The sequence below is a fragment of the Pseudomonas sp. USHLN015 genome (genome assembly GCF_037153275.1).
In the GTDB taxonomy this organism is placed as follows: domain Bacteria; phylum Pseudomonadota; class Gammaproteobacteria; order Pseudomonadales; family Pseudomonadaceae; genus Metapseudomonas; species Metapseudomonas tohonis.
Genome location: NZ_JBBCKP010000014.1, coordinates 63,139 through 89,349 on the forward strand (window position 1 = coordinate 63,139; position 26,211 = coordinate 89,349).

Sequence of the window (26,211 nt, forward strand, 5' to 3'; positions counted from 1 at the left end):
GCTTCCGGCTTAGTTCTTCACCGCATAGTCCGGCTTCTTGTCATTGCCGGGGATGAAGGGGCTCCACGGCTGGGCGCGCAGCGGGCCTTCGGTCTGCCAGACCACGGAGAACTGACCGTCTTCCTGGACCTCGCCGATCATCACCGGCTTGTGCAGGTGGTGGTTGGTCTTGTCCATGGTCAGGGTGTAGCCGGAGGGCGCGGCGAAGGTCTGGCCGGCCATGGCTTCGCGGACCTTGTCGACATCGGTGGTGCCGGCCTTCTCGACCGCCTGGGCCCACATGTGGATGCCGACGTAGGTGGCTTCCATGGGGTCGTTGGTGACGGCGGTCTGGTAGTTGGGCAGGTTCTTGGCCTTGGCGTAGGCCTTCCAGTCGGTGACGAACTTGCTGTTCACCGGGTTATCCACGGATTCGAAGTAGTTCCAGGCGGCCAGCTGGCCCACCAGCGGCTTGGTGTCGATGCCGCGCAGTTCTTCCTCGCCCACGGAGAAGGCCACCACCGGGATGTCGGTCGCCTCGATGCCCTGGTTGGCCAGCTCCTTGTAGAAGGGCACGTTGGAGTCGCCGTTGACGGTGGAGATCACCGCGGTCTTGCCGCCGGCGGAGAACTTCTTGATGTTGGCGACGATGGTCTGGTAGTCGCTGTGGCCGAAGGGGGTGTAGACCTCTTCGATGTCCTTGTCCGCCACGCCCTTGCTGTGCAGGAAGCTGCGCAGGATCTTGTTGGTGGTGCGCGGGTAGACGTAGTCGGTGCCCAGCAGGAAGTAGCGCTTGGCGCCGCCGCCGTCTTCGCTCATCAGGTATTCCACTGCCGGGATGGCCTGCTGGTTCGGCGCGGCGCCGGTGTAGAAGACGTTGGGCGAGAGCTCCTCACCCTCGTACTGCACCGGGTAGAACAGCAGGCCGTTGAGCTCCTCGAACACCGGCAGCACGGATTTGCGCGACACCGAGGTCCAGCAGCCGAAGACCACGTCGACCTTGTCCTTGGTCAGCAACTGGCGGGCCTTCTCGGCGAACAGCGGCCAGTTGGACGCGGGGTCTACCACCACCGGTTCCAGCTTCTTGCCGTTGATGCCGCCCTTGGCGTTGATCTCGTCGATGGTCATCAGCGCCATGTCCTTGAGCGAGGTCTCGGAGATGGCCATGGTGCCGGACAGCGAATGCAGGATGCCGACCTTGATGGTCTCGGCGGCCTGCAGGGAGAAGGGGAACAGGCCGGTCAGCACCAGGGCGCTGGCGGCGAGGGTCGATTTCAGGAAGGGACGGCGTTTCATGTAGAGCCTCCTTGGCTGTCCATGCAATGACAGTGGGATGGGACCGAAATGGGGTCATCAGTACGGTCATCTGTACTGCTGTCAGTGCATTGGCAGCATCCGTGCCAAGGGCGCTAAAGGCTTGATTCAGAGGGCTTCGTGGGTTTTTTTGGCGAATTCGCCGGAATTCGCCGCGCTCCATTGCGGTGCGCGGCGGCAAGCTGAACGGTCGGTCAGGTAGCGGGGTGCACGCTTTCAGGGCGCCAGGTAGTTCTTCACCCCGGTGAAGATGATCTGGGCCGCGAGGGCGCAGACGAACAGGCCCATCAGGCGGCTGACGATCTGCAGGCCCTGCTCGCCGAGGATGCGTTCGATGCGGTTGGAGAGGTAGAGCACCACGCCGACGGTGGCGCTGGCGAAGGCGATGGCGGCGAGGGCGGTGAACTTGTCGTTCCAGTGCACGTGGCCGGCGCCCATCACCAGCATGGCGCCGATGGTGCCGGGGCCGACGGTGAGGGGGATGGTCAGCGGCACGATGGTGACGTCCTGCTGGACGTTGTCGGCCTGCACCGCCGGCTTGCCCTGGGCCATGCCGAGGGCGGAGATGAACAGCACGGCGCCGGCACCGATGCGGAAGGCGTCGATGGTGATGCCGAAGACGTTGAAGATGGCCTGGCCGAACAGGTAGAGCAGAGCGCTGGCCACCAGCGTGCCGAGGGCGACCTTCCAGGCGAGCTTCTTGCGCTCCTTGACCGTGTAGCCACGGGTCAGGCCGATGAAGCAGGAAAGGACGAAGAAGGGGCTGTAGAGCACCAGCATCTTCAGGTACAGGCTGAACATCATGGAGAGCATCGGGCGGGCTCGTGAGGGGAGAGTGCTGTGATTGTAGGAGGTGCCGAGGGTTGCGCCCGTTGATCCGGGTCGCCCTGGCGGCGCGTCATCATACGCGGCGGTGATGCCCGTGCGTGTGCCGGAAGGCCTTTGTAGGGGCGACTTCAGTCGCCAAGCGGTGCGCAGCGCCGCCGTTCTTGTAGGAGCGAATTCATTCGCGATCGGATTTCCGGACCGAAGCCCGGGCTACGGGCGCGCGAAGCGCCTGGTGGTGGGGCCGGTCAACACCCCGTTGGTGGATGAAAAGAGCGTCATCCACCCTACATGGCAGCCGTGCCTGTGCGTGGGGTGAGGGGTGTTGCAGGGGCGACTTCAGTCGCCAAGCGGTACGCAGCGCCGCCGCTCTCGTAGGAGCGAATTCATTCGCGATAGGAGCCCCGGGCTGAAGCCCGGGCTACGGGGATCAGGAATGCAGCGCGCTGTCGGGCTCGTGCTGGCGGCGCATTTCCTTTTCGGCGACCCAGTGCTCGATCAGCTCGCGCAGTTGCGAGAGTTCGACCGGCTTGGCCATGTGGCCGTCCATGCCGGCCTGGCGGGCGCGTTCCTTGTGTTCGGTGAGGATGTGCGCGGTGAGGGCGACCACCGGGGTGCGCGGGCGCTGTTCCTCGCTTTCCCAGTTGCGCAGCATCTCGGTGGCGGAGAAGCCGTCCAGCACCGGCATCTCGCAGTCCATCAGCACCAGGTCGTACTGCTGGTTCTTCATCGCGCTGAGGGCTTCCTCGCCATTGCTGGCGGTGTCCGGCTGCAGGTTGAGCTTGCTGAGCATGCCGCGGATGACCTTGGTGGAGATGCTGTTGTCCTCGGCCACCAGGATGCGGAAATCGTTGGGCACGTTGAGCGGGGTGCTGACCTGGGAGCCGGGCAGGGCCGCCGCGCCGCCGGCGGCGCGCTGGTTGAGTTCGTCGGCGAGGGTGGTCTTGAGCGTGTAGCCGGCCACCGGCTTGGCGAGGATGCGCTTGATGCCGGCATTGCGGGCGATGATCTTGCTCGGCGCGTTGCTGATGCCGGTGAGCATGATGATCAGGATGTCGTGGTTGAGGCTCGGGTCTTCCTTGATCTTGGCGGCCAGCTGCATGCCGGTCATGCCGGGCATGTCCTGGTCCAGCAACACCACGTCGAAGTACTCGCGCAGGTGGGCCTTGGTGCGCAGCAGGGCCAGGGCCTCCTTGCCGGACGGCACGGCGCTGACGTGCAGGCCCCAGGCGCTGCACTGCTGCATCAGCACCTTGCGGCAGGTGTCGTTGTCGTCCACCACCAGCAGCCGTGCACCCTGCAGCGGGCCGTCGAAGTCGGAGGCGGGTTGTTCCAGGCGCTCGCTGTCCAGCGGCAGGGTCAGCCACAGGGTGCTGCCCTGGTTGCCGCCGGTCTGCACGCCGAACTCGCCGTCCATCAGGCGCACCAGCTGGCGGGCGATGATCAGGCCCAGGCGGCCGCCGAGCTTGGTGGCGGAGAGGAAGTCCTTGCTGTGCAGCTCGGCGTTGAGCAGGGCGTCGCGCTCGCTGGCTTCGAGCGGGCGGCCGCTGTCCTGCACGGCGATGCGCAGGCGCGGTTCGTTGCCGCTGGTGTCCAGGGCCACCACGAGGAGGATCTCGCCCTCGTCGGTCTGCTTGAAGGCGTTGTCCAGCAGGCTCAGCAGGGCCTGGCGCAGGCGCGTCGGGTCGCCGCTGATGACGCGCGGCACCTGGGGCTGCATGAAGCTGATCAGTTCGACCTTCTGTTGCTCGGCCTTGGCGCGGAAGATGTCCAGGCAGTCGTCGATCAGGGCGTTGAGGTCGAATTGCACGTCGTCCAGCTCGATCTGCCCCGATTCGAGCTTGGAGATGTCGAGGATCTCGTTGATCAGGGTGAGCAGTTCGTTGCCGGAGCTGTGGATGGTCTGCACGTAGTCGCGCTGCTTGGCCGACAGCGGGGTGCCGAGCAGCAGCTCGGTCATGCCCAGCACGCCGTTCATGGGGGTGCGGATCTCGTGGCTGATCTTGGCCAGGAACTCGCCCTTGGCCTTGAGCTCGGCGGAGCTGGCGGCGGCTTCGCGGCTGACGCTGAAGTCGTCGAGGAGGATGCGCCGCTGGCGCTCGCTCATGGCGATGCTCATCAGCACGCCGCTGATGGCGGTCACGCCCAGCAGGGCGAAGGCCAGCCAGTCGGACTGCACCGACCAGTAGCCGAACAGGGCCGGCAGGGCGCCGATGAAGGCGATGCAGTAGACCAGCAGCGCCACGGTGAACATGCGTGCCGGGCGGTAGCCGCGACGCCAGTGGTGCGTGGAGACGACGAGGATGCTCAGGCCGGTGAGCGCCGCCATGGCGTAGACCAGCTGGTTGAACATCAGGTCGGTGGCGATCATCAGCAGCATGCCGATGACTCCGATGAGCACCATCTCGCCGATGAGGATGCCGTTCAGCGGGGTGCTGGGGCGCACCTTGCGGAAGAAGCTGCCGGTGAAGGCGAGGGCGCACAGCATCGCCAGCAGCATCGACAGGTTGGCTATCTGCGGCTGTGCGCTCTGCCAGCCGCGCAGCCAGGGGGCACTGATGCCCAGCAGGCTGATTGCCGTGCCCACCAGGCACAGCTGGGTGGCGGCCAGCCACAGGCCGCTGGTGGCCCGGGCATAGCCGAAGCGCAGGAGGTTGTGCACCACGAGCATCAGCAGGCTGCCGATGAGCAGGCCGAAGAGCAGCGGGCGGCTGTCGTCGGCGGCCATCTCCACGGCCGATTGCAGGGCGATGGTCGGGCGCAGGGCGTGTTCGGAGGAGAGCCGCAGGTACAGGTCCAGGGGCTCGCTGCGCATGGGCAGCGGCAGGAGGAAGTCACGGCTGGGCAGCGGGCGGTCGCTGTAGGGCAGGCGGCTGCCGGTGCGGGTGTGGTCGATGATCTCGTTGCCACGGACGACGTACAGGTCGAGCAGGGACAGGTAAGGCGCGAAGACACGCAGCAGTTGCTCGTGATCGCCCGGCAGCAGGCGGTGGTGCAGCCAGAGGGCGCTGGTGCCGCCGGGTGTATAGAGGCGCTTGAGGTCGACGGGGGCGAACTGCGAGGCGGATTGCTGGGCGCGGATGTCTTCGAGCTGCAGGCTGGCCGTGGGGTCGAGCAGCATGCTCCAGTGCGCGCGCTCCCCGGCTTGCACCGAAGGCAGGCAGAGCAGGGTCAGCAGCAGGCTGACGCTAAGACCGATGGCAATCCTGAGCCGGCGCACGGGCGAAGTCCCTTCGTGGGTGAGTGGCGGGATTATAGCCAAGCACCGGCCTGCGGAATATGACAAAGGCGGCCATATGGCCGCCTCTTCCGCAGGTTTACCGGTTATTTACCTTCAATCCTCGCCGCGTTCGCGGGCGATGGCGCGGTAGCCGATGTCCGTGCGATGGAAACTGCCCTTCCAGCTGATCTTCTCGGCCAGGCGGTAGGCCTGCTGCTGGGCTTCGGAGACGGTCGGGCCGATCGCCGTGGCGCAGAGCACGCGGCCACCGGCGGTGACCACCTGGCCGTCCTTGAGGGCGGTGCCGGCATGGAACACCTTGCCGTCCAGCGCGGCGGCGTCTGCCAGGCCTTCGATGACGTCACCCTTGGCGTAGTCGCCCGGGTAGCCGCCGGCTGCGATGACCACGCCGACGGTGGGGCGCGGGTCCCAGGTGGCTTCCACCTTGTCCAGGGCCTTGGCCAGGGCGGCCTCGACCAGCAGGACCAGGGAGCTTTCCAGGCGCACCATGATGGGCTGGGTTTCCGGGTCGCCGAAGCGGCAGTTGAACTCGATGACCTTGGGCGCGCCGCTCTTGTCGATCATCAGGCCGGCGTAGAGGAAGCCGGTGTAGACGTTGCCTTCCTCGGCCATGCCGCGGACGGTGGGGTAGATCACCTCGTCCATCACGCGCTGGTGCACGGCGGGGGTGACCACCGGGGCGGGGGAGTAGGCGCCCATGCCGCCGGTGTTGGGGCCGGTGTCGGCGTCGCCGACGCGCTTGTGGTCCTGGCTGGTGGCCATGGGCAGCACGTTCTGGCCGTCGACCATGACGATGAAGCTGGCTTCCTCGCCGTCGAGGAACTCCTCGATCACTACGCGGGCACCGGCGTCGCCGAAGGCGTTGCCGGAAAGCATGTCGCGCACGGCGTCCTCGGCATCGCTCAGGGTCATGGCGACGATCACGCCCTTGCCGGCGGCCAGGCCGTCGGCCTTGACCACGATGGGAGCACCCTTCTCGCGCAGGTAGGCCAGCGCCGGCTCGACTTCGGTGAAGTTCTGGTAATCGGCGGTGGGGATCTTGTGGCGAGCGAGGAAATCCTTGGTGAAGGCCTTGGAGCCTTCCAGCTGGGCGGCGCCGGCGGTGGGGCCGAAGATGGCCAGGCCACGGGCGCGGAACAGGTCGACCACGCCTTTGACCAGCGGGGCCTCGGGGCCGACGATGGTCAGCTGCACGTTGGCAGCGGCGAAGTCGGCCAGTTGCTCGATGGCCAGCACGTCGATGGCGACGTTCTCGCACTTGGCTTCGGTGGCGGTGCCGGCGTTGCCCGGGGCGACGAAGACCTTGGCGACGCGCGGGTCCTGGGCCACTTTCCAGGCCAGGGCGTGTTCACGACCGCCGCTGCCGATGATCAGTACGTTCATGGAGCTCTCCTGCGGAGAGAGCTGCACGCTTCAAGCTACAAGCTACAAGTCAAAGCGGGCAGGATCCTGCTTCTCTTGCAGCTTGAAGCTTGCGGCTTGCAGCTCGCTGTTAGTGTCTGAAATGGCGCATGCCGGTGAACACCATCGCAATGCCGGCTTCGTCGGCCGCGGCGATGACTTCGTTGTCACGCATGGAGCCGCCCGGCTGGATCACGGCGGTGATGCCGGCCTTGGCGGCGTTGTCGATGCCGTCGCGGAAGGGGAAGAAGGCGTCGGAGGCCATGACCGCGCCCTTGACCTCGAGACCGGCATGCTCGGCCTTGATGGCGGCGATGCGGGCGGAGTTGACGCGGCTCATCTGGCCGGCGCCAACGCCGACGGTCTGGCGGTTCCTGGCGTAGACGATGGCGTTGGATTTGACGAACTTGGCCACTTTCCAGGCGAAGATCAGGTCGTGGATCTCCTGCTCGCTCGGGGCGCGCTGGGTGACGATCTTCAGGTCGCTCGCGGCGATCATGCCGATGTCGCGGCTCTGCACCAGCAGGCCGCCGTTGACGCGCTTGAAGTCCCAGCCCGGGGCGCGCTCGGCCGGCCACTCGCCGCATTCCAGCAGGCGCACGTTGGCCTTGGCGGCCACCACTTCACGGGCGGCGGCGGAGATTTTCGGGGCGATGATCACTTCGACGAACTGGCGCTCGACGATGGCCTTGGCGGTTTCGCCGTCCAGCTCGCGGTTGAAGGCGATGATGCCGCCGAAGGCGGATTCGGTGTCGGTGGCGTAGGCCAGGTCGTAGGCCTTGCGGATGCCGCCTTCGTCTTCCGGTACCACGGCGACGCCGCAGGGGTTGGCGTGCTTGACGATGACGCAGGCCGGCTTGACGAAGCTCTTCACGCATTCCAGGGCGGCGTCGGTGTCGGCCACGTTGTTGAAGGACAGTTCCTTGCCCTGCAGCTGGACGGCGGTGGAGACGCTGGCCTCGCCCTTCTTCGCCTCGACGTAGAACGCCGCGCTCTGGTGCGGGTTCTCGCCGTAGCGCATTTCCTGGGCCTTGACGAACTGGCTGTTGAAGGTGCGCGGGAAGGCGCCGCGTGCCTCGGTGGACAGGGTGTCGCGGGCCTGGTCGATGGTGCCCAGGTAGTTGGCGATCATGCCGTCGTAGGCCGAGGTGTGCTCGAAGGCCTTGAGGGCCAGGTCGAAGCGCTGGGCGTAGGTCAGACCGCCGGCCTTGAGGGATTCGACGATGCCGGCGTAGTCGCTGGCGTTGACCACGATGGCGACGTCCTTGTGGTTCTTGGCGGCGCTGCGGACCATGGTCGGGCCGCCGATGTCGATGTTCTCGATGGCGTCGGCCAGGTCGCAGTCAGGCTTGGCGACGGTGGCTTCGAAGGGGTAGAGGTTGACCGCCACCAGGTCGATCGGCTTGATGCCGTGCTGTTCCATGACCGCACCGTCCAGCGCGCGGCGACCGAGGATGCCGCCGTGGATCTTCGGGTGCAGGGTCTTCACGCGGCCGTCCATCATTTCCGGGAAGCCGGTGTAGTCGGCGACTTCCACGGCGGCGATGCCGTTGTCCCGCAGCAGCTTGTAGGTGCCGCCGGTGGAGAGGATCTCAACGTTGAGGGCGACGAGCTCGCGGGCGAAGTCGAGGATGCCGGTCTTGTCGGAGACGCTGATCAGCGCGCGGCGAACGGGGAGGCGGGTGGTCTGGTCGGTCATCTGGAGGCCATCGTGCAGGGGGATGTCAGGGGTGGAGCCGGAAGCCTGGAGCTGGGAGCTCGAAGTCAGACGCCCGAAGCCACGTGCATTCCAGCTTCAGGCTTTCAGCTTCCAGCTGCATTTAAAGGAGGTCGTACTGCTTGAGCTTCTTGCGCAAGGTGCCGCGGTTCAGGCCGAGCATCTCGGACGCCTTGGTCTGGTTGCCCTTGACGTAGTTCATCACGGACTCCAGCAGCGGGGCTTCCACTTCGGAGAGCACCAGGTTGTAGACATCCGTGACCGCGGCGCCCTCGAGATGGGCGAAATAGTTGTGCAGGGCCTTCTCGACGCTGCCGCGCAAGGTCTGGCCTTCGGCGGTCGGTGTCGTCAGGTGCTGTTTAAGGTTGGCGTTGTCGCTCACGGGTGTTGCCCCATCAAAAAAATTCTCGGTCATCGTCGTCATGCGGCCTGTTCTCCGTCGTTGTGACGTTCGATGAAAAACTCTCGAACGTTGGCGCACTGCGCGTCCGTGGACTCCAAACGATTGAACTGGGCGCGAAACTCCCTGGCGCCCGGCAGGGTTGCGAGATACCAGCCGACATGCTTGCGGGCGATGCGTACGCCCATCAGGTCGCCGTAGAAGGCGTGCAGTGCGGCCAGGTGCTCCAGCAGGATCTGTTCAATTTCCTTCAAGCCCGGCGCCGGCAGCAGTTCGCCGGTCTCCAGGTAATGCGCGATCTCGCGGAATATCCAGGGTCGCCCCTGGGCCGCTCGACCGATCAGCAGGGCATCGGCGCCGGTGGCGTCGAGGACCTCTCTGGCCTTCTGTGGCGAAGTGATGTCGCCGTTGGCGAAGACCGGGATCGACACCGCCTGCTTGATCGCGGCGATGGTGTCGTACTCGGCCTCGCCGGTGTACAGGTCGGCACGGGTGCGGCCATGCACGGCCAGCGCCTGTATTCCCGACTGTTCGGCGATCCTTGCCACGGCGATGCCGTTCTTGTTGTCCCGGTCCCAGCCGGTGCGGATCTTCAGGGTCACCGGCACGTCCACGGCGCCGACCACCGCTTCGAGGATCGCGGCCACCAGGGCCTCGTCCTTCATCAGCGCGGAGCCGGCGGCCTTGTTGCAGACCTTCTTCGCCGGGCAACCCATGTTGATGTCGATGATCTGCGCACCGAGCGCCACATTGGCGACGGCGGCCTCGGCCAGCATCTGCGGGTCGCCACCGGCGATCTGCACGGAGCGCGGCTCCGGGTCGCCTTCGTGCAGCAGGCGCAGTTTCGACTTGCGGCTGTTCCACAGGCGCACATCGCTGGTGACCATTTCGGAGACTACCAAGCCGGCGCCGAGGCGGCGGCAAAGCAGACGAAACGGACGATCGGTCACGCCCGCCATGGGAGCGAGTATCACTTGATTGGGTAGTGCGTATGGGCCGATGCGTACCGCCGACATGGGTCTTCCCTGCCTGTGGGGCCGGATCTTGGTCTTCGAAAAAGGGTGGGCATGATACCCGCTCTCGATGACCGGATAAAGGTCGTTTTGAACAAATTCTGAACAGTGATGAGCTTATCGCCGGCGGTTCTGGCGGCGGCGCCGGCGACGTCGAGGCGTCGCCGGCGGGTCACTCGGGAGAGTGGAAGCTGAGACTGTAGTTCACGGCCTTGGTGCCCGGATCGAGAATGTCCAGGGAGATGTGGATGGGCGTCTGCGGAGGCATTTCGGACTGCCCGGCGAGCTCGCCGGCGAGGTACTCGCCCGGCTTGAAGCGACGACTGGCGAGCAGTTGGCCGCTGATATCGGCGAAGCGCAATTCCAGGAGCGGGAAGGGCTGGGAGAACGGCGCGCGGTTGTAGAGGATGGCGTCCACCACCAGCGCGCCGGTGAAGTCCGGGTGGCTGCGTACCACCAGGTTGCTGCTCTTGATCAGCGCAATGTCGACCTTGGACGGCAGCTGGCAGCCGAGTTCCGGGCACAGTTGTTCGAACCAGGGGCGGTACTGGTCGGAGCGTGCCAGTTCGTCGAAGTGGTACCAGACGTACTGCCCGGCCAGGGCGACGGCGCCCAGCAGGTTCAGCAGGCCCCAGCCGATCCAGCGGCCCCAGGGCTTCTTCGGCTGCTGCCAGTCGAGTTGCAGCGGCTCGTCGTCGATGTCCAGCAGGTTGCTGCCGCGCAGGCCAGGCTCGTTGCGCGGAGCGTTGCGGGGCGGCGGGGCGACGGGGGCATCGAGGTCCTCGTCTTCATCGTCCGCAGCGGACAGGGCTGCACGCGGCGGCGGGGTTTGCTCGGGGTCTTCCCGGTCGGCGGCGAGGCCGAAGCTCGGCACCGGTTCATCGTCCGCTTCGTCGTCGAGCGACAGGGCGGGCTCCTTGCGTGGCGGAACCGCGGGCTCGCTGGGGCGCGGGCTGTCACTGGCGGGCGGTTGCACGGGGCGCGGGGCGGGGGAGGGCGCGCGGGGCGCATCCTCGCGCAGCAGCGCTTCGGCCCAGCGCTCGTCATGCCGGTCGGTCACCTCGTCGCGCTGGCCGTACAGCTCCTCGCCCGGCTTGGGGGCGGCCTGCAGGGCGAGGAATTCCTGGGACAGCTTGAGCTCTTCCTGCTCCAGCTTGGCCAGCTCCTCGTCCAGGTCGAGGCTGTCGAGGTCCAGGTCGTCGTGGATCCACAGGGTGTTCTTGTCGGCGGTCTTGCCCGGCGGAGCGGCGGTGGTGGGCGGCGGCGTCTTGAGCAGGGCGGCGACGCTGGGCACCGGGCTGGCCGGCTGCGCCGTGGGCGCAGGTGCTGCCGGGGCCGCGGGGGTTGCGGGTTTCGCGGGAGCCGACGCGGCAGGGCGTGGCGCCTGAGGGGCGGGCGTGGTGGGCTTCGGCTCGCTGGGCGGCATCGCGCCGAGCAGCTGCTTGGCGGCGTTGAACACGTGCAGGCAGGCCCCGCAGCGCACGGCGCCCTGGGCTGCGCCCAGCTGGGCGCGGCTCACACGGAAGCTGGTCTGGCAATGGGGGCACTGGGTGACGAAGCTTTCGGTCATGCGGCGGTCCGTGCGAAACAAGGCGCCAGTCTACCAACTCGGCAACGCGCTGGCGCGGGTCTGCTCATGCTCTGTTCAGCGACGTACGCCGCTGATGCGCACCCAGCCGTCCTTGTCGGCGGTGGGGTCGAGGACGAAGGCGTCGGCGTAGGCGGCGCGGACTTCCTCGGCCTGCTCGGCGAGGATGCCCGACAGCGCCAGGCGGCCGCCGGCCTTGACCAGCGCGGTGATCTGCGGCGCCAGGGACACCAGCGGGCCGGCGAGGATGTTGGCCACCACCACGTCTGCCTGCTGTTGCGGCATGTCGGCGGGCAGGTAGACGGGGAACAGGGCCGGGTCGATGCCGTTGCGCGAGGCGTTGTCGCGGGAGGCCTCCAGGGCTTGCGGGTCGATATCGGTGCCCACCGCCTGGCGCGCGCCGAGCAGCAGGCCGGCGATGGCGAGGATGCCGGAGCCGCAGCCGAAGTCGATCAGGTCGCAGCCGTCCAGTTCCTGGCCGTCGAGCCATTCCAGGCACAGCGCGGTGGTCGGGTGGGTGCCGGTACCGAAGGCCAGGCCCGGGTCCAGCAGCAGGTTCACCGCGTCCGGCTCCGGGGCTTCGTGCCAGCTGGGCACGATCCACAGGCGGCGGCCGAAGCGCATTGGCTGGAAGTTGTCCATCCAGCTGCGTTCCCAGTCCTGGTCCTCGATGCGCTCGATCTGGTGCTCGGGCAGCGCGCCGCCGGTGAGCAGTTCCAGGTGGGCGACCAGGTTGGTCTCGTCGGTATCGGCTTCGAACAGGGCCAGCAGGTGGGTGTTGGACCAGAGCGGGGTGGTGCCGAGGTCGGGCTCGAAGATCGGCTGGTCTTCGGCATCCATGAAGGTCACGGAGACGGCGCCGACTTCCAGCAGCGCGTCTTCATAGGTTTCCGCCTGATCCGGGGTGATGGCGAGACGGACTTGTAACCAGGGCATGGCGGAACCTCGATGCGGCGTGAAAGTGATGCTTCATGGGGCGGGCAAGCTTACTTGAGGCTCTGATGCCGCGCCAGCCGGGCGCTCCGGGCGGTCGAGGCCGCGATAGGCGAGGTGGCAGGCGCCGCCGCCGAGCAGGGCGGGCAGCAGCAGGTTGAGCACCGGCACCAGCGCTAGCAGCAGGATGAGCAGGCCGAAGGCGATCATCGCCCCGCGCTGGCGGCGCACCGCCTGCATCTGCTCGGCGCCGCTGGCGAGGCCCGACAGCGCGGCGGGCACCAGAAAGCGCACGTTGAGGTAGCCCAGCAGGATGATCAGCAGCACGCCGTTTATCACCGGTATCGCCAGGCACAGCAGTGGGCCCAGGCCGATGCCCAGCCAGGGGCCCAGGTGGTAGCGGCCGGCGCGCAGCAGGTCGCTGGCTGCCGGGCTGCGCGAGGCCAGGCCCGGGTAGGGTTTGAGGGCTCGCTCGCGCAGGCTCGCCATCAATACCCAGCGCAGGGCCAGGCGGATGCTGATGACGATGGCGGCGACGAACAGCACGCCGACCATGGCCAATGCCAGGAAGGCGGAATACACCAGCATCAGGGCCACCGCGGGGGCGATGCCGGCCATGCCGCTGATGGTGGCAGGGCCACCGGTGAGGCTGGGAATGAGGCCGAGCATGGCGGCGCCGGAGACGACGAAGAACGAGAGCAGCCCGGCAACCTTGAGGATGATTTCGATATGGGCATAGAAGACCCAGCTCCAGAACACCAGCGTCAGCAGGCAGAGGCCGGAGGAGCGCAGCAGGATGCCGGGGCGCAGGCTGGAGCGCAGGGCAAGGCCGAGGCAGATGAAGGCTTCGCCGAAGGCCGGGCCGATGGCCAGGATGCGTGACTTCAGGGACATGGCGATCCGTCGCGTGAAATGAAGAAGGGCCGCATTATGCGGCCCTTCCAGGGTTGCCGGGCTTACTTCTTGCCCAGTTTGTGCTCGAGGTAGTGAATGTTCACGCCCCCCTTGCGGAAACCCTTGTCGCGAGTCAGGTCGCGGTGCAGCGGGATGTTGGTCTTGATGCCGTCCACCACCAGCTCGTCGAGGGCGTTGCGCATGCGCGCCATGGCCTCGTCGCGGTCCTTGCCGTAGGTGATCAGCTTGCCGATCAGCGAGTCGTAGTTCGGCGGAACCGCATAGCCGCTGTACAGGTGCGAGTCGACACGCACGCCGTTGCCGCCGGGCGCATGGAAGTACTGCACCTTGCCGGGGCTGGGCATGAAGTTGTCCGGGTCCTCGGCGTTGATCCGGCATTCCAGGGCGTGACCACGGATGACCACGTCCTCCTGCTTGATCGACAGCTTGTTGCCCGCGGCGATGCTGAGCATCTCCTTGACGATGTCGATGCCGGTGACCATCTCGGTGACCGGGTGCTCCACCTGGACGCGGGTGTTCATCTCGATGAAGTAGAAGCTGCCGTTCTCGTAGAGGAACTCGAAGGTGCCGGCACCGCGATAGCCGATCTCGACGCAGGCCTGGACGCAGCGGGCCAGCACTTCGGCGCGGGCCTTCTCGTCGATGCCGGGAGCAGGGGCTTCTTCCAGCACCTTCTGGTGGCGGCGCTGCAGGGAGCAGTCGCGGTCACCCAGGTGGATGGCGTTGCCCTGGCCGTCGGAGAGGACCTGCACTTCGACGTGGCGCGGGTTGGTGAGGAACTTCTCCAGGTAGACCATGGAGTTGCCGAACGCCGCGCCGGCTTCGGTGCGGGTCAGCTTGGCCGACTTGATCAGCTCGTCGGCGCTGTGCACCACGCGCATGCCGCGGCCACCACCGCCACCGGCGGCCTTGATGATCACCGGGTAGCCGACTTCCTCGGCGATGGCCAGGGCGGTCGCTTCGTCTTCCGGCAGCGGGCCGTCGGAGCCCGGTACGGTCGGCACACCGGCCTTCTTCATGGCGTCCTTGGCCGACACCTTGTCGCCCATCAGGCGGATGGTGTCGGCTTTCGGGCCGATGAAGGCGAAGCCGGAGTTCTCCACCTGCTCGGCGAAGTCGGCGTTCTCGGCGAGGAAGCCGTAGCCCGGGTGGATCGCCGTGGCGCCGGTCACTTCGGCGGCGCTGATGATCGCCGGGATGTTCAGGTAGGACTGCGCAGCCGGGGCCGGGCCGATGCATACGGTCTCATCGGCCAGGGACAGGTGCATCAGTTCGCGGTCGGCCGTGGAGTGCACCGCCACCGTCTTGATGCCCAGCTCCTTGCAGGCGCGCAGGATGCGCAGGGCGATCTCGCCACGGTTGGCGATCAGGACTTTTTCCAGCATCTCAGCTCTCCGCGGTTCAGACGATGGTGAACAGCGGTTGGTCGTACTCAACCGGCTGGCCGTTCTCCACGAGGATGGATTCGATCACGCCGCTGGCTTCGGCCTCGATGTGGTTCATCATTTTCATGGCTTCGACGATGCACAGGATGTCGCCCTTCTTAACGGTCTGGCCGACTTCGGCGAAGTTCGCCGAGGTGGGCGAGGCGGCGCGGTAGAAGGTGCCGACCATCGGCGAGCGCACCACGGTGCCATTGAGCTTCTTGGCGGCCGGCGCGGCTTCGGCGGCCGGAGCAGCGGGGGCGGCGACCGGTGCCGGTGCCGGGGCGGCCATCGGGGCGGCGGCGTAGATCGGCTGGGCCATGGCGGCCTGCTTGCTGTGGCGGCTGATGCGCACGGACTCTTCGCCCTCGCGGATCTCCAGCTCGTCGATACCGGACTCTTCCAGCAGCTCGATCAGTTTTTTGACTTTACGGATATCCATTAATTATCAACTCCCAAGGGTGAGGTCAGGGGCGTTCAAGTTGTTCAAGCGCCGCGTCCAGGGCCAGGCGGTAGCCGGTGGCGCCAAGACCGCAAATCACTCCCACTGCAACGTCGGAGAAGTAGGAGTGATGGCGGAAAGGTTCTCGCTTGTGCACGTTGGAGAGGTGCACTTCGATGAATGGGATGCTCACTGCGAGCAACGCGTCACGTAGGGCGACACTTGTATGCGTGAAAGCGGCGGGATTGATCAGGATGAAGTCCACGCCCTCGTTGCGTGCGGCATGGATGCGATCGATCAGTTCGTACTCGGCATTGCTCTGCAGGTAGAGCAGGTGGTGGCCCGCCTCGCGGGCCCTGCGCTCCAGATCCTGGTTGATCTCGGCCAGGGTGGTGGCGCCGTACTTGTCGGGTTCACGGGTGCCCAGCAGGTTGAGGTTGGGGCCGTGCAGGACGAGCAGGGTGGCCATGGGATGTATTCCTTATTGGGGGCCAGGCGGGACTATGCAGGAAAGCCCGAGAGGCTGTCCATATGCCGGTAGTAGCCGACACGATGCCTGTAGTTTGCGGCAGATTTGTGAAAATCCGGCTCAGAGCCGCTGGGCAGCGCCCTGCAGCCTGGCGGCGAAGTCCGCCGCGTTGATCTCACCTACGACACGCGATTCCGACCATTCGTCACCATTGGGGGCGAAGAACAGGATGGCGGGCGGGCCGAAGAGCTTGTAGCGATCCAGCAGGGCGCGCTGCTCGGGTGTGCTGGCGGTCATGTCGAAGCGCACCAGGCGATAGGCGCCCAACTGGGCGGTCACCTCGGGGGCGGTCAGCACCTCGCGCTCGATCACCTTGCAGCTGATGCACCAGTCGGCGTACCAGTCCAGCAGCAGCGGCTTGCCGGCGGACTTGGCCTCGGCCTGGGCGGCAGCCAGCTCGGCCGGGGTGGTGACGGTCTGCCAGGCACCGGCGGCGCTGGCGCTGACGGTCGCCGCGCCCGGGCGGCCCAGGGGGCGCAGCGGGTCCGACTCGCCCTTGAGGGCGCCGGTCCAGGCGGCCACCGCATACACCAGCAGCACCAGCCCGGCCAGTTGCGCCAGGCGCTGGCGGGCGGTTTTCGGGGTGAATTCCAGGGCGCCGAGGAACAGCGCCACGCCGCCGGCCAGCAGGCCCCACAGGGCCAGGGACAGCGGGCCGGGCAGCACGCGCTCGAGCAGCCACACCGAGACGGCCAGCAGCAGCACGCCGAAGGCATTGCGCACCGCGACCATCCAGTTGCCGGATTTTGGCAGCAGTGTGCCGCCGCCCACGGCGAACAGCACCAGGGGCGCGCCCATGCCGAGGCCGAGTACGAACAGCTTGAGGCCACCCCCCAGGGCATCGCCGCTGGCGCTTATGTAGAGGAGGGCGCCGGCCAGTGGGGCCGATACGCAGGGCGATACCAGCAGGCTGGAGAACACCCCCAGCGCCGCCGCGCCCCAGATCGAGCCACCCCGGGTGTTGCCCGCCAGGCGATCCAGCGGGCCACTGATGAACTGCGGCAGGCGCAGTTCGTAGAGGCCGAACATGGCCAGGGCGAACACCGCGAAGAAGGCGGCGAAGGGCACCAGCACCCAGGCCGATTGCAGGCGCGCCTGCAGGTTCAGTTCGGCACCGAACACGCCCATCAACGCGCCGAGCACCGCGAAGCAGGCCGCCATCGGCAGCACGTAGGCCAGCGACAGCACCAGGCCGCGGCTGCCGCCCACCTGGCCGCGTAGCACCACGCCGGAGAGGATCGGCAGCATTGGCAGCACGCAGGGGGTGAAGGTCAGGCCGAGGCCGGCGAGGAAGAACAGCGCCAGCTCGTGCCAGCTCCAGCCCTTGCCCTCGGACGGGATCGCGCCCTCCAGCGCCGCCGGGGCGTCGCCGATCTGCAGGGTCTCGGTTTCCGGCGGGTAGCACAGGCCCTTGTCGGCGCAGCCCTGGTAGGTCACCAGCAGCTTGAAGGGACGTTTGGACGGGTTGTTCAGCGGCAGGTCGACGTCGAGGACTTCGTAGTACACCTCCACGTCGCCGAAGTATTCGTCGGTCTTGTGCTTGCCGGCCGGCAGTTGCGCATCGCCCAGGGCGATGTCCGCCGGTTCGGTGCGGAACTGGAAGCGGTGCTTGTAGAGGTAGTAGCCCTCGGCGTTGGTGAAGCGCAGCTTGATCGAGGTCGGCGAGCTGTCCACCAGGCTGAGGCGGAAGGCCTCGCGCACGGGGAGGAAGTCCTTGCTGTTGTTCAGCGCGGCTCCGAGGGTGGAGCTGGGGCGGTTATCCAGCAGCCCGGCACTGGCGGGCAGGGCGACCAGCAGCAGGATCAGGGTCAGCAGACGGCGCATGGAAGTCTCGGCAGGCGAAGGTGCCGGGCATGATAGCGGAGCCGGCCGCCGCCATGCAGCGCCGATCCTGTAAGCGGTTTTCTCGACCGTCCCGGTGGTCGTGGCACGGTGGCGCCGGGCGGGCCGGCGGCAGCGGGTTTCACCGCCGCCCCCCGCGACACGTCGCCGCAGGGGTCAGACGCGGAAGGCCTGCACCGCGCGGGTCAGGTCGCCGCCGAGCTGCAGCAGCTGCTCGGCCTGGTCGCGGCTGCGGCCGATGCGTTGCAGGTTGTCGTCGCCGAGCTGGTGGATCTCCTCGCTGTAGCCACGGATCTCGGTGACCGCGCCGCTCTGGTTGGCGGTGGCCTCGGCGATCTGCCCGGCGGTGTCGGCGATGGTGCGGATGGCGGCGACTATCTCGTCCAGCGCGCCATCGGCGGCCGCGGCGCGGGCGGCGGTGGCCTCGGCGTGCTCGACCTGGGCGCGCATCCCCTGCACCGACTGGTGGGCAGCGGTCTGCAGGCGGCCGATGAGTTCCTGGATCTCCCCGGTGGCGCCGGCGGTGCGTTGCGCCAGGGTGCGCACCTCGTCGGCGACCACGGCGAAGCCACGGCCCTGCTCGCCGGCGCGGGCCGCTTCGATGGCGGCGTTGAGCGCCAGCAGGTTGGTCTGCTCGGCGATGCCGCGGATCACCACCAGCACGCTCTCGATGGTGGCGGACTCCTGGGCCAGGCGCTCGATGGCCACGGCGTTGCCCTGCACCTCGCCGACCAGGCTGTGCATGCCCTCCAGGCTCTGGCCGATGATGCGCTGGCCCTGCTCCACGGCGCGTCCGGCGTCGTGGCTGGCGGCGGCGGCCTGGCGTGCATCGCCGGCCACCTGCTGGATGGTCGCTTCGAGTTCGCCCAGGGCGTCGCGGATCTGCGCGGTGCCGCCGGCCTGGCGCTCGGCGCCGGCGTGCAGGCCGCCGTTGAGCTCGGCCAGGGTATGGCTGCTGCCGGCCACCTGTTCGGCGTGGTGGCGGATGGTGCCCACCAGCTCGCCCAGGTAGGCGCGCAGGCGGCCCAGGGATTGTTCGATGCCGCGCAGGTCGTCGATCTTCGAATCCAGGGCGATGGCCTGGCTGAAATCACCGGCGGCCCAGGCAGAGAGGGATTGCACCAGGCGCCCGAGTACGCGGGTGAGGTTGCGCTGGATGCGGTCCACGGCCAGGGCGATGAGCAGGATCAGGCCGATCATCAGCCCCTGGATCAGGCGCACCTCGCCCTGGATGCGGCCGTGTTCGGAGCGCACCAGCGGCTCCAGCGCGGCCAGGGCCTGGCGCAGGGCGTCGAGGCGGGCGCGGGTGGTGCCGGCGAGTTCGGCACGGCTGCTGATCAACTGGCGGGTGCGCTGCAGCTCGGCCGGGTAGCGCTTGAGCAGGCTGCCCAGGTCGCGCTTGAGGGCGATGCCCCTGTCCTCGGCCTGCTTTTCCTGGGTATCGGCGGCCAGGCCCATCATCGCGGCGAAGTCGTCCGACGCGGAGCTGGAGGCATCGGCCAGGCCCAGCAGCGGCAGGGCGTCGAGCCGTGCGGACTCCTGGGCCAGGGCGGCCAGCTCGCGCTCGACGTCGGCGGCCAGCTCGTCACGGCCGCTTTCCACCAGCTTGGCCCGGGCGTGGGCCAGGCGGGTCAGGTGCTGCGCGGCGGCGAGCAGGGGCTTGCGGTAGTCGGCGGCCTGGGCGGCGTCGCCTTCGTCGGCGTAGCGGGCCAACTGTTCCAGGGCGCCATCGATCTCCCGCTCGGCCTGCAGCAGCAGGCCCTGCGGGTCGCCGGCCAGCTTGCCGGCGGCCAGCAGCTGGTCGCTGCTGAAGGCGCGCAGGTTGTCGATGCTGGCACGCAGGGTGGTCGCCAACTGCGGTGGCAACTGGGCCATGCGCTGGTCGAGTTCGTCCAGGCTCCGGGTCGCGGCGCTGTGGCGCAGGGCGTCACCGCTGGCGAGGTAGGCCTCGATGTTGGCGCTGACATCGCGCTGGAAGCGCTGGGCCAGGTCCATGTACTGCTCCATCACCTGGTAGGGGCGTTCCAGGGCACGCTGCGACCACCAGAGGGTGACGCCGAGCGCCAGGCAGACGGTGACCAGGAGCAAGGTGTTGAGATTGGTGAGCTGTTTCAGGCGCATCGTGGCCTCGACCGACTACATAACGGACAGGCCCTGAAAGATATTGCGGTCCGGTTTCAGCCTGATGACAGCGTGAACTGCGTCACGCTGCCCGGCCGCTGTCAGTCGAACAGTTCGACGCGGTTGCGGCCGCCGTGCTTGGCGCGATAGAGCGCTTCGTCGGCCTGCTTGGACAGGAGGTTGCCGTCGGCGCCGTCGCGCAGTTCGGCGATGCCGCAGCTGAAGGTGCAGGACAGGTCGTGGGGCTGCGCCGGGTAGTGGATCTCGGCGAAGCGCCGGCGGATCTCGTCGAGCACGCGTTGCGCCGCCTGCAGGTCGGTGTCGGGCAGGACGATGGCGAACTCCTCGCCGCCATAGCGACCGATGTGGTCGGTCTTGCGCAGGCGCTGCTTGAGGAACAGCGCCAGGCTCTTGATCACCCGGTCGCCCATGGGGTGGCCGTAGGTGTCGTTGACCTTCTTGAAGTGGTCGATGTCGATCATCGCGAAGGTCAGCGGGGTGCCGTCGCGGCGCGCGCGCGAGCGGGCGTCCTCCAGCAGCTGCAGGGTGTGGGTGTGGTTGAACAGGCCGGTGAGGCTGTCACGCACCATCCGCGCCTTCAGGCTGCGGGCGCGCTTGGCGCGGGTGCGCACCGTGGCGATCAGGTGGCGCGGCTTGATCGGCTTGGTGAGGAAGTCGTCGCCGCCTTCGCTCATCGCATCCAGCTGCTTGTCCAGGTCGTCCTCGGCCGAGAGGTAGATGATCGGCACGCTGACGTAGCGCTCGTGCTGGCGGATCACCTTGGCCAGCTCGGTGCCCAGGCACTCGGGCATGTACATGTCGAGGATGATCAGGTCCGGCTGGAACTCGGCCAGCGCGCCCATGGCCAGGGCCGGCTCGGTGATGGCCTGGGTGACGATGCCGGCGCTGTTGAGCACCATCTCGGTGTGCATCGCCTGGGCCTTGGAGTCGTCGACGATGAGCACCCGGTAGGGCTCGTAGTGGGCGGTGCGGGTCAGGGTCTCGATCTTCTCCAGCAGGCTGGAGGCATCCAGGGCGCCGGTGAAGAACTCCTGGCCACCGGCGCGCACGGCGGCCAGGCGGGTCGGTGTATCGGTTTCCTCATGGCTGAAGAACAGCACCGGCAGCTTGTGCTCCAGGCCTTTCTGCGCCTCCAGGGCGAGCTCCAGGCCGAGGCCGCGCCCGGCGAAATCCACTTCCATGACGATGGCGGCCGGATGGCGTTCGGCCATGGCGGCGCGGAAGGCGTTGGCGCTGTCGCAGGTCTGCACGAAGAGGCCGAAGAAGTCCATCTGCTGGGCCAGGCGCTGGGCCCGCTCCTGGTCCTGCAGGGCCAGGTAGACCGGCTTGCGCAAGGGTGGCAGGAAGGTCTGCTCCAGTTGGTCGCCATGGCGCAGGCCGGTGCGCGAAAGACGCTGCATCAGCTGGCTGAGCTCGGTGATCAGGTCGCTGGAGAGGCGGCCACGGTTGGCCTGGATGGCGCGCAGGCAGCCCGCGATGCCGTGGGCCAGCTGGGTGTGTTCGGTCTGCTCGAAGCGTTCCGCGTAGCGCAGCAGGTAGGCGTTGGCCTCGGTCAGCTCGGTGAGGTCGGCGCTGGTCCACTCGGCGCGCTGCAGGCGCTGCCAGACTTCCAGAAGGTGTCGTGCCTGGTGGATCACCCGCTGTGCGAAGTGATTCTTGAGGCGATCGCGACTGGGATCTTCTGGCTCGTTCATGGCACTGCTTCTAATGCTCGGCCGCGCTACGTTGAGAGAGCGGTCAGAATGGTGGCGCTATGCTAGCACTTGATAGTGCGTACGCTAGTACCGCCGATCTACTGGCGCCAGTATTTTTTCAACGGGAGCCATTGGGTCACAGTTGCTCTGTGCGCCCCGTCTCAGCTTGCGGCCCACTCTTGGTTTGGCCATTTGTCACTGGCAAGGCTCGGCGCTTCACTTATAGTGCATGACCCGGATGGCACCCTCGCCGCAGGTTGCTGTCGAATTCGCCGAGTTGATGAGTTTAAGGACATTGCCATGCTGGACTGGAAGAAGCGTGCGGGCCAGGCACGAGATCGCGTCGATGATTCGGTGGACGATGTCCGCAGCTACCTGGGCGGCATCTGGCTGAGCCGTGCCCTTGGATCCCTGCTGGTGGTCTACCTGCTGGCAGCCTCGCTGGTGGGATGGTACTGGAGCCAGGAGCCCGGCCTGTTCCCGGTGCAGCAGAATGCCCAGGCCGCCGCCGAGCGCGCCCAGCGCAAGCTGGTGACCGGCTACACCACGGTGGAAACCCTCAAGCAGGTCGGCCAGACGCTGCTCGACAAGCCCGGTGGCTACCTCTCCAACGACCTCGCCCCGCCCGGCCTCTGGCTGGACAACATGCCCAGCTGGGAATACGGCGTGCTGGTGCAGGTGCGCGACCTGTCCCGTGCCCTGCGCAAGGACTTCGCCCGCTCGCAGTCGCAATCCACCGAGGACGCCGACCTCGCCCGAGCCGAGCCGCGCTTCAACTTCGACAACAAGAGCTGGGCCCTGCCGGCCTCCGAGACGGAGTACCAGGAAGGCATCCGCGCCCTTGACCGCTACCTCGCGCGTCTCTCCGACCCGAGCCAGTCCAACGCGCAGTTCTATACCCGCGCCGACAACCTCAACAACTGGCTGGGTGATGTCGCCACCCGCCTGGGCTCGCTGTCCCAGCGCCTGTCCGCCAGTGTCGGCCGGGTACGCCTGAACACCGACGTGAAGGCCCAGGAAGTCCAGGAAGGCGTGGTGCCGAAGGTCAGCGAGGAGATCGTCGAGACACCCTGGCTGCAGATCGACAACGTCTTCTACGAAGCCCGTGGCCAGGCCTGGGCGCTCTCGCACATCCTGCGTGCCATCGAGGTGGACTTCGCCGACGTGCTGGCGAAGAAGAACGCCACCATCAGCGTGCGCCAGATCATCCGCGAGCTGGAGGCCGCCCAGGAGCCGCTGTGGAGCCCCATGGTGCTCAACGGCAGCGGCTTCGGCGTGCTGGCCAACCACTCGCTGGTGATGGCCAACTACATCTCCCGCGCCAACGCCGCGATCATCGACCTGCGCCAGCTGCTCGAGCAGGGCTGATGGCCATCAGCGAACGCGAGGCGGCGCACCGCGCCGCCTCCGATGCCGAGCGCATCGCCTGGGTCGACGAGCAGGACCGCCTCCTCGGCGAACTGCCTCGCGCCGAGCTGCGTGAACGGGGTCTGATCGGGCGGGGCACCTTCATCCTCCTCTTCGATTCCGCCGGGCGCCTCTGCGTGCACCGACGCGCCCTGAGCAAGGCCGTGTACCCCGGCTACTGGGACCTCGCCGCCGGCGGCATGGTCGCGGCCGGGGAGGGCTACGCCGAGTCGGCCGAGCGCGAGCTGGAGGAGGAATTGGGCATCGCCGGCGTTCCGCTGGTCGAGCACGGGCGCTTCTTCTTCGACGAGCCGGGCAACCGTCTCTGGTGCGCGGTGTTCTCCGCCGTCTCCGATGCGCCGCTGCGGCTGCAGCCGGAGGAGGTGCTCGAGGCGCGCTTCGTCGATCTGGCCGGAGCCTCGCAGCTGCAACCCTGCTGCCCCGACTCCCAGCGTGCCCTGCAGCTCTACCTCCGTACTGCGGCTTGACCCTCGCAGGGTGGGCCGGGCGGCGCTCCGCCTCAGCCCACCGCTCGCGCCCGATGCCAACCTGCGGCCCCCCATTTTCCCCTGCCAAACCCACGCCAGGCGCGGGTTTGTGCAATATCCCGGACCCTTTCGTGCGGGATGCTGCACAGCAGGGCGCGAAGGTCGCGATTCTGTCGACCAATGGCGCAATTTCGTACTTAGCATTCGCGCCGAATGCTGCTAAATTTCGCCGCCTTTCAAGCCCGGCTTCCCCGCCGGGTCTGCGCTGCCCCTGCCAGAGTGGGGCTTCGCGGTCGGCTCCCGCCGACCAGTCGCTATCCTGACCCCTACGAGGAAAGCCGGTGGTCAAGAAAGCTTCGTCCTTCGCCGCCCTGGGCGGCCTGGTGTACTCCACCGACAGCGGCCGGCATTGCCCGGACTGCGCCCAGCCCATCGACGCCTGCACCTGCAAGCGAGCCACCGTGCCCGCTGGCGACGGCATTGCCCGCGTGCGCCGTGAAACCAAGGGCCGGGGTGGCAAGACCGTCACCAGCGTCAGCGGGGTGCCGCTCGACGAGGATGCCCTCAAGGAGCTGGCCAGCGCGCTCAAGCGACGCTGCGGCACCGGTGGCGCCCTGAAGGACGGTGTGATCGAGATCCAGGGCGATCACGTGGACCTGCTGCTCGAAGAGCTCGCCAAGCGCGGCTTCAAGGCCAAGAAATCCGGCGGCTGAGTGCCGGCTTTCTAAACTGACCGCACCGGGTGCGGTCAACACCCCAACGTCATACGACCGAATTAACCTGCTCAGGCCCGCCCGGCACGACCGGCGGGCCTGGCACTTTTCTATCCCACAGGGGGACTCCGATGTCTGCACGACGTACGCGCAAGGACGATGGCAGCAGCTGGACAGTAGCGGACAGCCGCAGCGTCTATGGCATCCGCCATTGGGGCGCCGGCTATTTCGCGATCAATGACGCCGGGCGCGTGGAAGTGCGTCCGGGCGGCGCCAACAGCGAGCCGATCGACCTTTTCGAGCAGGTCGACCACCTGCGCGAGGCGGGGCTGTCCCTGCCGTTGCTGGTGCGCTTCCCCGGCATCCTGCAGGACCGCGTGCGCCAGCTGACCGGCGCCTTCGACGCCAACATCGCGCGCCTGGAGTACCAGAACCGCTACACCGCGCTTTACCCGATCAAGGTCAACCAGCAGGAAGCGGTGGTCGAGAACATCATCGCCACCCAGGACGTCTCCATCGGCCTGGAGGCCGGCTCCAAGCCCGAGCTGCTGGCCGTGCTGGCCCTGGCGCCCAAGGGCGGTACCATCGTCTGCAACGGCTACAAGGACCGCGAGTTCATCAAGCTGGCGCTGATGGGCCAGAAGCTCGGCCACAACGTCTTCATCGTGATCGAGAAGGAGTCCGAGGTTCAGTACGTGATCGAGGAGGCGGCCGAACTCAAGGTCGCGCCCCAGGTCGGCCTGCGCGTGCGCCTGTCGTCCCTGGCCTCCTCCAAGTGGGCCGACACCGGTGGCGAGAAATCCAAGTTCGGCCTCTCCGCCGCCCAGCTGCTGTCGGTGGTCGAGCGCTTCCGCAAGGCCGGCCTGGAGCAGGGCGTGCGCCTGCTGCACTTCCACATGGGCTCGCAGATCGCCAACCTGGCCGACTACCAGCACGGCTTCAAGGAAGCCATCCGCTTCTACGCCGAGCTGCGCAGCCTCGGCCTGCCGGTCGACCACATCGACGTCGGCGGCGGCCTGGGTGTCGACTACGACGGCACCCACTCGCGCAACGCCAGCTCCATCAACTACGACATGGACGACTACGCCGGCGTGGTGGTGGGCATGCTCAAGGAGTTCTGCGACGCGCAGGGCCTGCCGCACCCGCACATCTTCTCCGAGAGCGGCCGCGCCATGACCGCGCACCACGCGGTGCTGGTGATGCAGGTGACCGACGTCGAGCGCCACAACGACGAGGTGCCGAAGATCCCCAACCTCGAAGAGCAGCCGGAGATCGTCCGCTGGCTCGCCGACATGCTCGGCCCGACCGATGCCGAGATGGTCACCGAGACCTACTGGCGCGCGACCCACTACATCAGCGACGCCGCCACCCAGTACGCCGAAGGCAAGCTGACCCTGGCGCAGAAGGCCCTGGCCGAGCAGACTTACTTCGCCATCTGCCGCCGCCTGCACAACCAGCTCAAGGCCCGCCAGCGTTCCCACCGCCAGGTGCTGGACGAGCTGAACGACAAGCTGGCCGAGAAGTACATCTGCAACTTCTCCGTGTTCCAGAGCCTGCCGGACACCTGGGCCATCGGCCAGGTGCTGCCGATCCTGCCGCTGCACCGCCTCGACGAGGAGCCGGTGCGCCGCGCGGTGCTGCAGGATTTGACCTGCGACTCCGACGGCAAGATCAAGCAGTACGTCGACGAGCAGAGCATCGAGACCAGCCTGCCGGTGCACGAAGTGCGCGACGGCGAGGACTACCTGCTGGGCGTGTTCCTGGTCGGCGCCTACCAGGAGATCCTCGGCGACATGCACAACCTGTTCGGCGACACCGACTCGGTGAACGTCTACCAGCGCGAGGATGGCAGCGTGTACCACGGCGGCATCGAGACCCACGACACCATCGAGGACATGCTGCGCTACGTGCACCTGTCCCCGGAGGAGCTGATGGCGCTCTACCGCGACAAGGTCTCCGGCGCCAAGCTCAGCGCCCGCGAGCGCACCCAGTACGTCGACGCCCTGCGTCTCGGCCTGACCCGCTCGTCCTACCTGTCGTCCTGATCCACCGCTCCACGAACGAGCCCGGCCCAGCGCCGGGCTTTTTCATGGGCGGCTACCCGCCCTGCTTTTGTGGGAGCGAATTCATTCGCGATGAAGCTTCAGGCTCGACACCTCACCCTCAGCTCGCGCGATCCCCTGTAGGGGCGAATTCATTCGCCC

General features: G+C 67.3%; 20 protein-coding genes. 4 read left to right on the plus strand and 16 right to left on the minus strand.

Translation table 11 applies throughout. The annotated features are described in order from the left end of the window. Positions 1-9: 9 nt before the first annotated feature. From urtA to WFQ67_RS25925, 16 genes are all read right to left on the minus strand, one after another. Entirely contained in the window at positions 10-1,275 is a 1,266-nt protein-coding gene (gene urtA / locus WFQ67_RS25850) for an urea ABC transporter substrate-binding protein (RefSeq protein WP_111264677.1), read from the minus strand. 234 nt (positions 1,276-1,509) lie between these two features. Further along, positions 1,510-2,106, minus strand: coding sequence for a MarC family protein (locus tag WFQ67_RS25855; protein ID WP_173171501.1), 597 nt, complete (start codon positions 2,104-2,106; stop codon positions 1,510-1,512). A gap of 442 nt (positions 2,107-2,548) precedes the next feature. After that, on the minus strand, positions 2,549-5,338 hold the full coding sequence (locus WFQ67_RS25860; RefSeq protein ID WP_213626481.1) for a hybrid sensor histidine kinase/response regulator: 2,790 nt from the start codon (positions 5,336-5,338) through the stop codon (positions 2,549-2,551). 114 nt (positions 5,339-5,452) lie between these two features. After that, on the minus strand, positions 5,453-6,742 hold the full coding sequence (gene purD / locus WFQ67_RS25865; protein ID WP_263151376.1) for a phosphoribosylamine--glycine ligase: 1,290 nt from the start codon (positions 6,740-6,742) through the stop codon (positions 5,453-5,455). Positions 6,743-6,851: 109 nt separating this feature from the next. After that, the gene (purH, locus tag WFQ67_RS25870; protein ID WP_337058591.1) at positions 6,852-8,459 is read right to left on the minus strand and encodes a bifunctional phosphoribosylaminoimidazolecarboxamide formyltransferase/IMP cyclohydrolase; all 1,608 of its coding nucleotides are present in this window, start codon (positions 8,457-8,459) and stop codon (positions 6,852-6,854) included. A gap of 121 nt (positions 8,460-8,580) precedes the next feature. After that, positions 8,581-8,901 (minus strand): DNA-binding transcriptional regulator Fis, encoded by a 321-nt coding sequence (gene fis / locus WFQ67_RS25875; protein ID WP_031288889.1) that lies wholly within the window; start codon positions 8,899-8,901, stop codon positions 8,581-8,583. Further along, positions 8,898-9,893: a tRNA dihydrouridine synthase DusB gene (dusB, locus tag WFQ67_RS25880; protein ID WP_111264730.1), complete on the minus strand. Its 996-nt coding sequence runs from the start codon at positions 9,891-9,893 to the stop codon at positions 8,898-8,900. The genes fis and dusB overlap by 4 nt, the downstream gene beginning before the upstream one ends. Positions 9,894-10,062: 169 nt before the next feature. Further along, positions 10,063-11,460 (minus strand): DUF3426 domain-containing protein, encoded by a 1,398-nt coding sequence (locus tag WFQ67_RS25885; protein ID WP_337058592.1) that lies wholly within the window; start codon positions 11,458-11,460, stop codon positions 10,063-10,065. 75 nt (positions 11,461-11,535) lie between these two features. After that, complete coding sequence (gene prmA, locus WFQ67_RS25890; protein ID WP_173171511.1) at positions 11,536-12,414, minus strand: 50S ribosomal protein L11 methyltransferase; 879 nt, start codon at positions 12,412-12,414, stop codon at positions 11,536-11,538. Positions 12,415-12,447: 33 nt separating this feature from the next. Beyond that, complete coding sequence (locus tag WFQ67_RS25895) at positions 12,448-13,305, minus strand: EI24 domain-containing protein (RefSeq protein ID WP_337058593.1); 858 nt, start codon at positions 13,303-13,305, stop codon at positions 12,448-12,450. A gap of 62 nt (positions 13,306-13,367) precedes the next feature. Continuing rightward, the gene (accC, locus tag WFQ67_RS25900; protein WP_173171515.1) at positions 13,368-14,711 is read right to left on the minus strand and encodes an acetyl-CoA carboxylase biotin carboxylase subunit; all 1,344 of its coding nucleotides are present in this window, start codon (positions 14,709-14,711) and stop codon (positions 13,368-13,370) included. Positions 14,712-14,727: 16 nt separating this feature from the next. Continuing rightward, on the minus strand, positions 14,728-15,192 hold the full coding sequence (gene accB / locus WFQ67_RS25905; protein ID WP_213626468.1) for an acetyl-CoA carboxylase biotin carboxyl carrier protein: 465 nt from the start codon (positions 15,190-15,192) through the stop codon (positions 14,728-14,730). Between the two features lie 25 nt (positions 15,193-15,217). Continuing rightward, positions 15,218-15,661: a type II 3-dehydroquinate dehydratase gene (gene aroQ, locus WFQ67_RS25910; protein WP_173171519.1), complete on the minus strand. Its 444-nt coding sequence runs from the start codon at positions 15,659-15,661 to the stop codon at positions 15,218-15,220. 120 nt (positions 15,662-15,781) lie between these two features. After that, positions 15,782-17,545 (minus strand): protein-disulfide reductase DsbD, encoded by a 1,764-nt coding sequence (locus WFQ67_RS25915; RefSeq protein ID WP_337058594.1) that lies wholly within the window; start codon positions 17,543-17,545, stop codon positions 15,782-15,784. 174 nt (positions 17,546-17,719) lie between these two features. Next, complete coding sequence (locus WFQ67_RS25920; RefSeq protein ID WP_337058595.1) at positions 17,720-19,684, minus strand: methyl-accepting chemotaxis protein; 1,965 nt, start codon at positions 19,682-19,684, stop codon at positions 17,720-17,722. A 101-nt stretch (positions 19,685-19,785) separates the two neighbouring features. Beyond that, a complete protein-coding gene (locus WFQ67_RS25925; protein ID WP_337058596.1) occupies positions 19,786-21,399 on the minus strand; it encodes a PleD family two-component system response regulator in 1,614 nt (537 codons plus the stop codon). 300 nt (positions 21,400-21,699) lie between these two features. Here WFQ67_RS25925 and WFQ67_RS25930 point away from each other — a divergent pair, with 300 nt between their 5' ends. The 4 genes from WFQ67_RS25930 (at position 21,700) to speA (ending at position 26,052) form a co-directional block, all read left to right on the plus strand. Next, positions 21,700-22,767, plus strand: a complete 1,068-nt coding sequence (locus tag WFQ67_RS25930) for a DUF2333 family protein (protein ID WP_213626460.1) — start codon at positions 21,700-21,702, stop codon at positions 22,765-22,767. Beyond that, the gene (locus WFQ67_RS25935) at positions 22,767-23,294 is read left to right on the plus strand and encodes an NUDIX domain-containing protein (protein WP_213626458.1); all 528 of its coding nucleotides are present in this window, start codon (positions 22,767-22,769) and stop codon (positions 23,292-23,294) included. The genes WFQ67_RS25930 and WFQ67_RS25935 overlap by 1 nt, the downstream gene beginning before the upstream one ends. 341 nt (positions 23,295-23,635) lie before the next feature. Then, positions 23,636-24,007 carry a translation initiation factor Sui1 gene (locus WFQ67_RS25940; RefSeq protein ID WP_173171531.1) on the plus strand — a complete coding sequence of 124 codons (372 nt, stop codon included), beginning with the start codon at positions 23,636-23,638 and terminating at the stop codon, positions 24,005-24,007. A gap of 131 nt (positions 24,008-24,138) precedes the next feature. Beyond that, positions 24,139-26,052: an arginine decarboxylase gene (gene speA / locus WFQ67_RS25945; protein WP_213626454.1), complete on the plus strand. Its 1,914-nt coding sequence runs from the start codon at positions 24,139-24,141 to the stop codon at positions 26,050-26,052. Positions 26,053-26,211: the final 159 nt, after the last annotated feature.

Excerpts from the sequence above, each read along its gene's own strand:
- WFQ67_RS25855 (WP_173171501.1), bottom strand. The coding sequence starts at position 2,106 with ATGCTCTCCATGATGTTCAGCCTGTACCTGAAGATGCTGGTGCTCTAC.
- accC (WP_173171515.1), bottom strand. The coding sequence starts at position 14,711 with ATGCTGGAAAAAGTCCTGATCGCCAACCGTGGCGAGATCGCCCTGCGC.
- purH (WP_337058591.1), bottom strand. The coding sequence starts at position 8,459 with ATGACCGACCAGACCACCCGCCTCCCCGTTCGCCGCGCGCTGATCAGC.
- WFQ67_RS25930 (WP_213626460.1), top strand. The coding sequence starts at position 21,700 with ATGCTGGACTGGAAGAAGCGTGCGGGCCAGGCACGAGATCGCGTCGAT.
- WFQ67_RS25925 (WP_337058596.1), bottom strand. The coding sequence starts at position 21,399 with ATGAACGAGCCAGAAGATCCCAGTCGCGATCGCCTCAAGAATCACTTC.
- accB (WP_213626468.1), bottom strand. The coding sequence starts at position 15,192 with ATGGATATCCGTAAAGTCAAAAAACTGATCGAGCTGCTGGAAGAGTCC.
- urtA (WP_111264677.1), bottom strand. The coding sequence starts at position 1,275 with ATGAAACGCCGTCCCTTCCTGAAATCGACCCTCGCCGCCAGCGCCCTG.
- prmA (WP_173171511.1), bottom strand. The coding sequence starts at position 12,414 with ATGCCCTGGTTACAAGTCCGTCTCGCCATCACCCCGGATCAGGCGGAA.
- purD (WP_263151376.1), bottom strand. The coding sequence starts at position 6,742 with ATGAACGTACTGATCATCGGCAGCGGCGGTCGTGAACACGCCCTGGCC.
- fis (WP_031288889.1), bottom strand. The coding sequence starts at position 8,901 with ATGACGACGATGACCGAGAATTTTTTTGATGGGGCAACACCCGTGAGC.
- speA (WP_213626454.1), top strand. The coding sequence starts at position 24,139 with ATGTCTGCACGACGTACGCGCAAGGACGATGGCAGCAGCTGGACAGTA.
- WFQ67_RS25915 (WP_337058594.1), bottom strand. The coding sequence starts at position 17,545 with ATGCGCCGTCTGCTGACCCTGATCCTGCTGCTGGTCGCCCTGCCCGCC.
- dusB (WP_111264730.1), bottom strand. The coding sequence starts at position 9,893 with ATGTCGGCGGTACGCATCGGCCCATACGCACTACCCAATCAAGTGATA.
- WFQ67_RS25895 (WP_337058593.1), bottom strand. The coding sequence starts at position 13,305 with ATGTCCCTGAAGTCACGCATCCTGGCCATCGGCCCGGCCTTCGGCGAA.
- WFQ67_RS25935 (WP_213626458.1), top strand. The coding sequence starts at position 22,767 with ATGGCCATCAGCGAACGCGAGGCGGCGCACCGCGCCGCCTCCGATGCC.
- WFQ67_RS25885 (WP_337058592.1), bottom strand. The coding sequence starts at position 11,460 with ATGACCGAAAGCTTCGTCACCCAGTGCCCCCATTGCCAGACCAGCTTC.
- WFQ67_RS25920 (WP_337058595.1), bottom strand. The coding sequence starts at position 19,684 with ATGCGCCTGAAACAGCTCACCAATCTCAACACCTTGCTCCTGGTCACC.
- aroQ (WP_173171519.1), bottom strand. The coding sequence starts at position 15,661 with ATGGCCACCCTGCTCGTCCTGCACGGCCCCAACCTCAACCTGCTGGGC.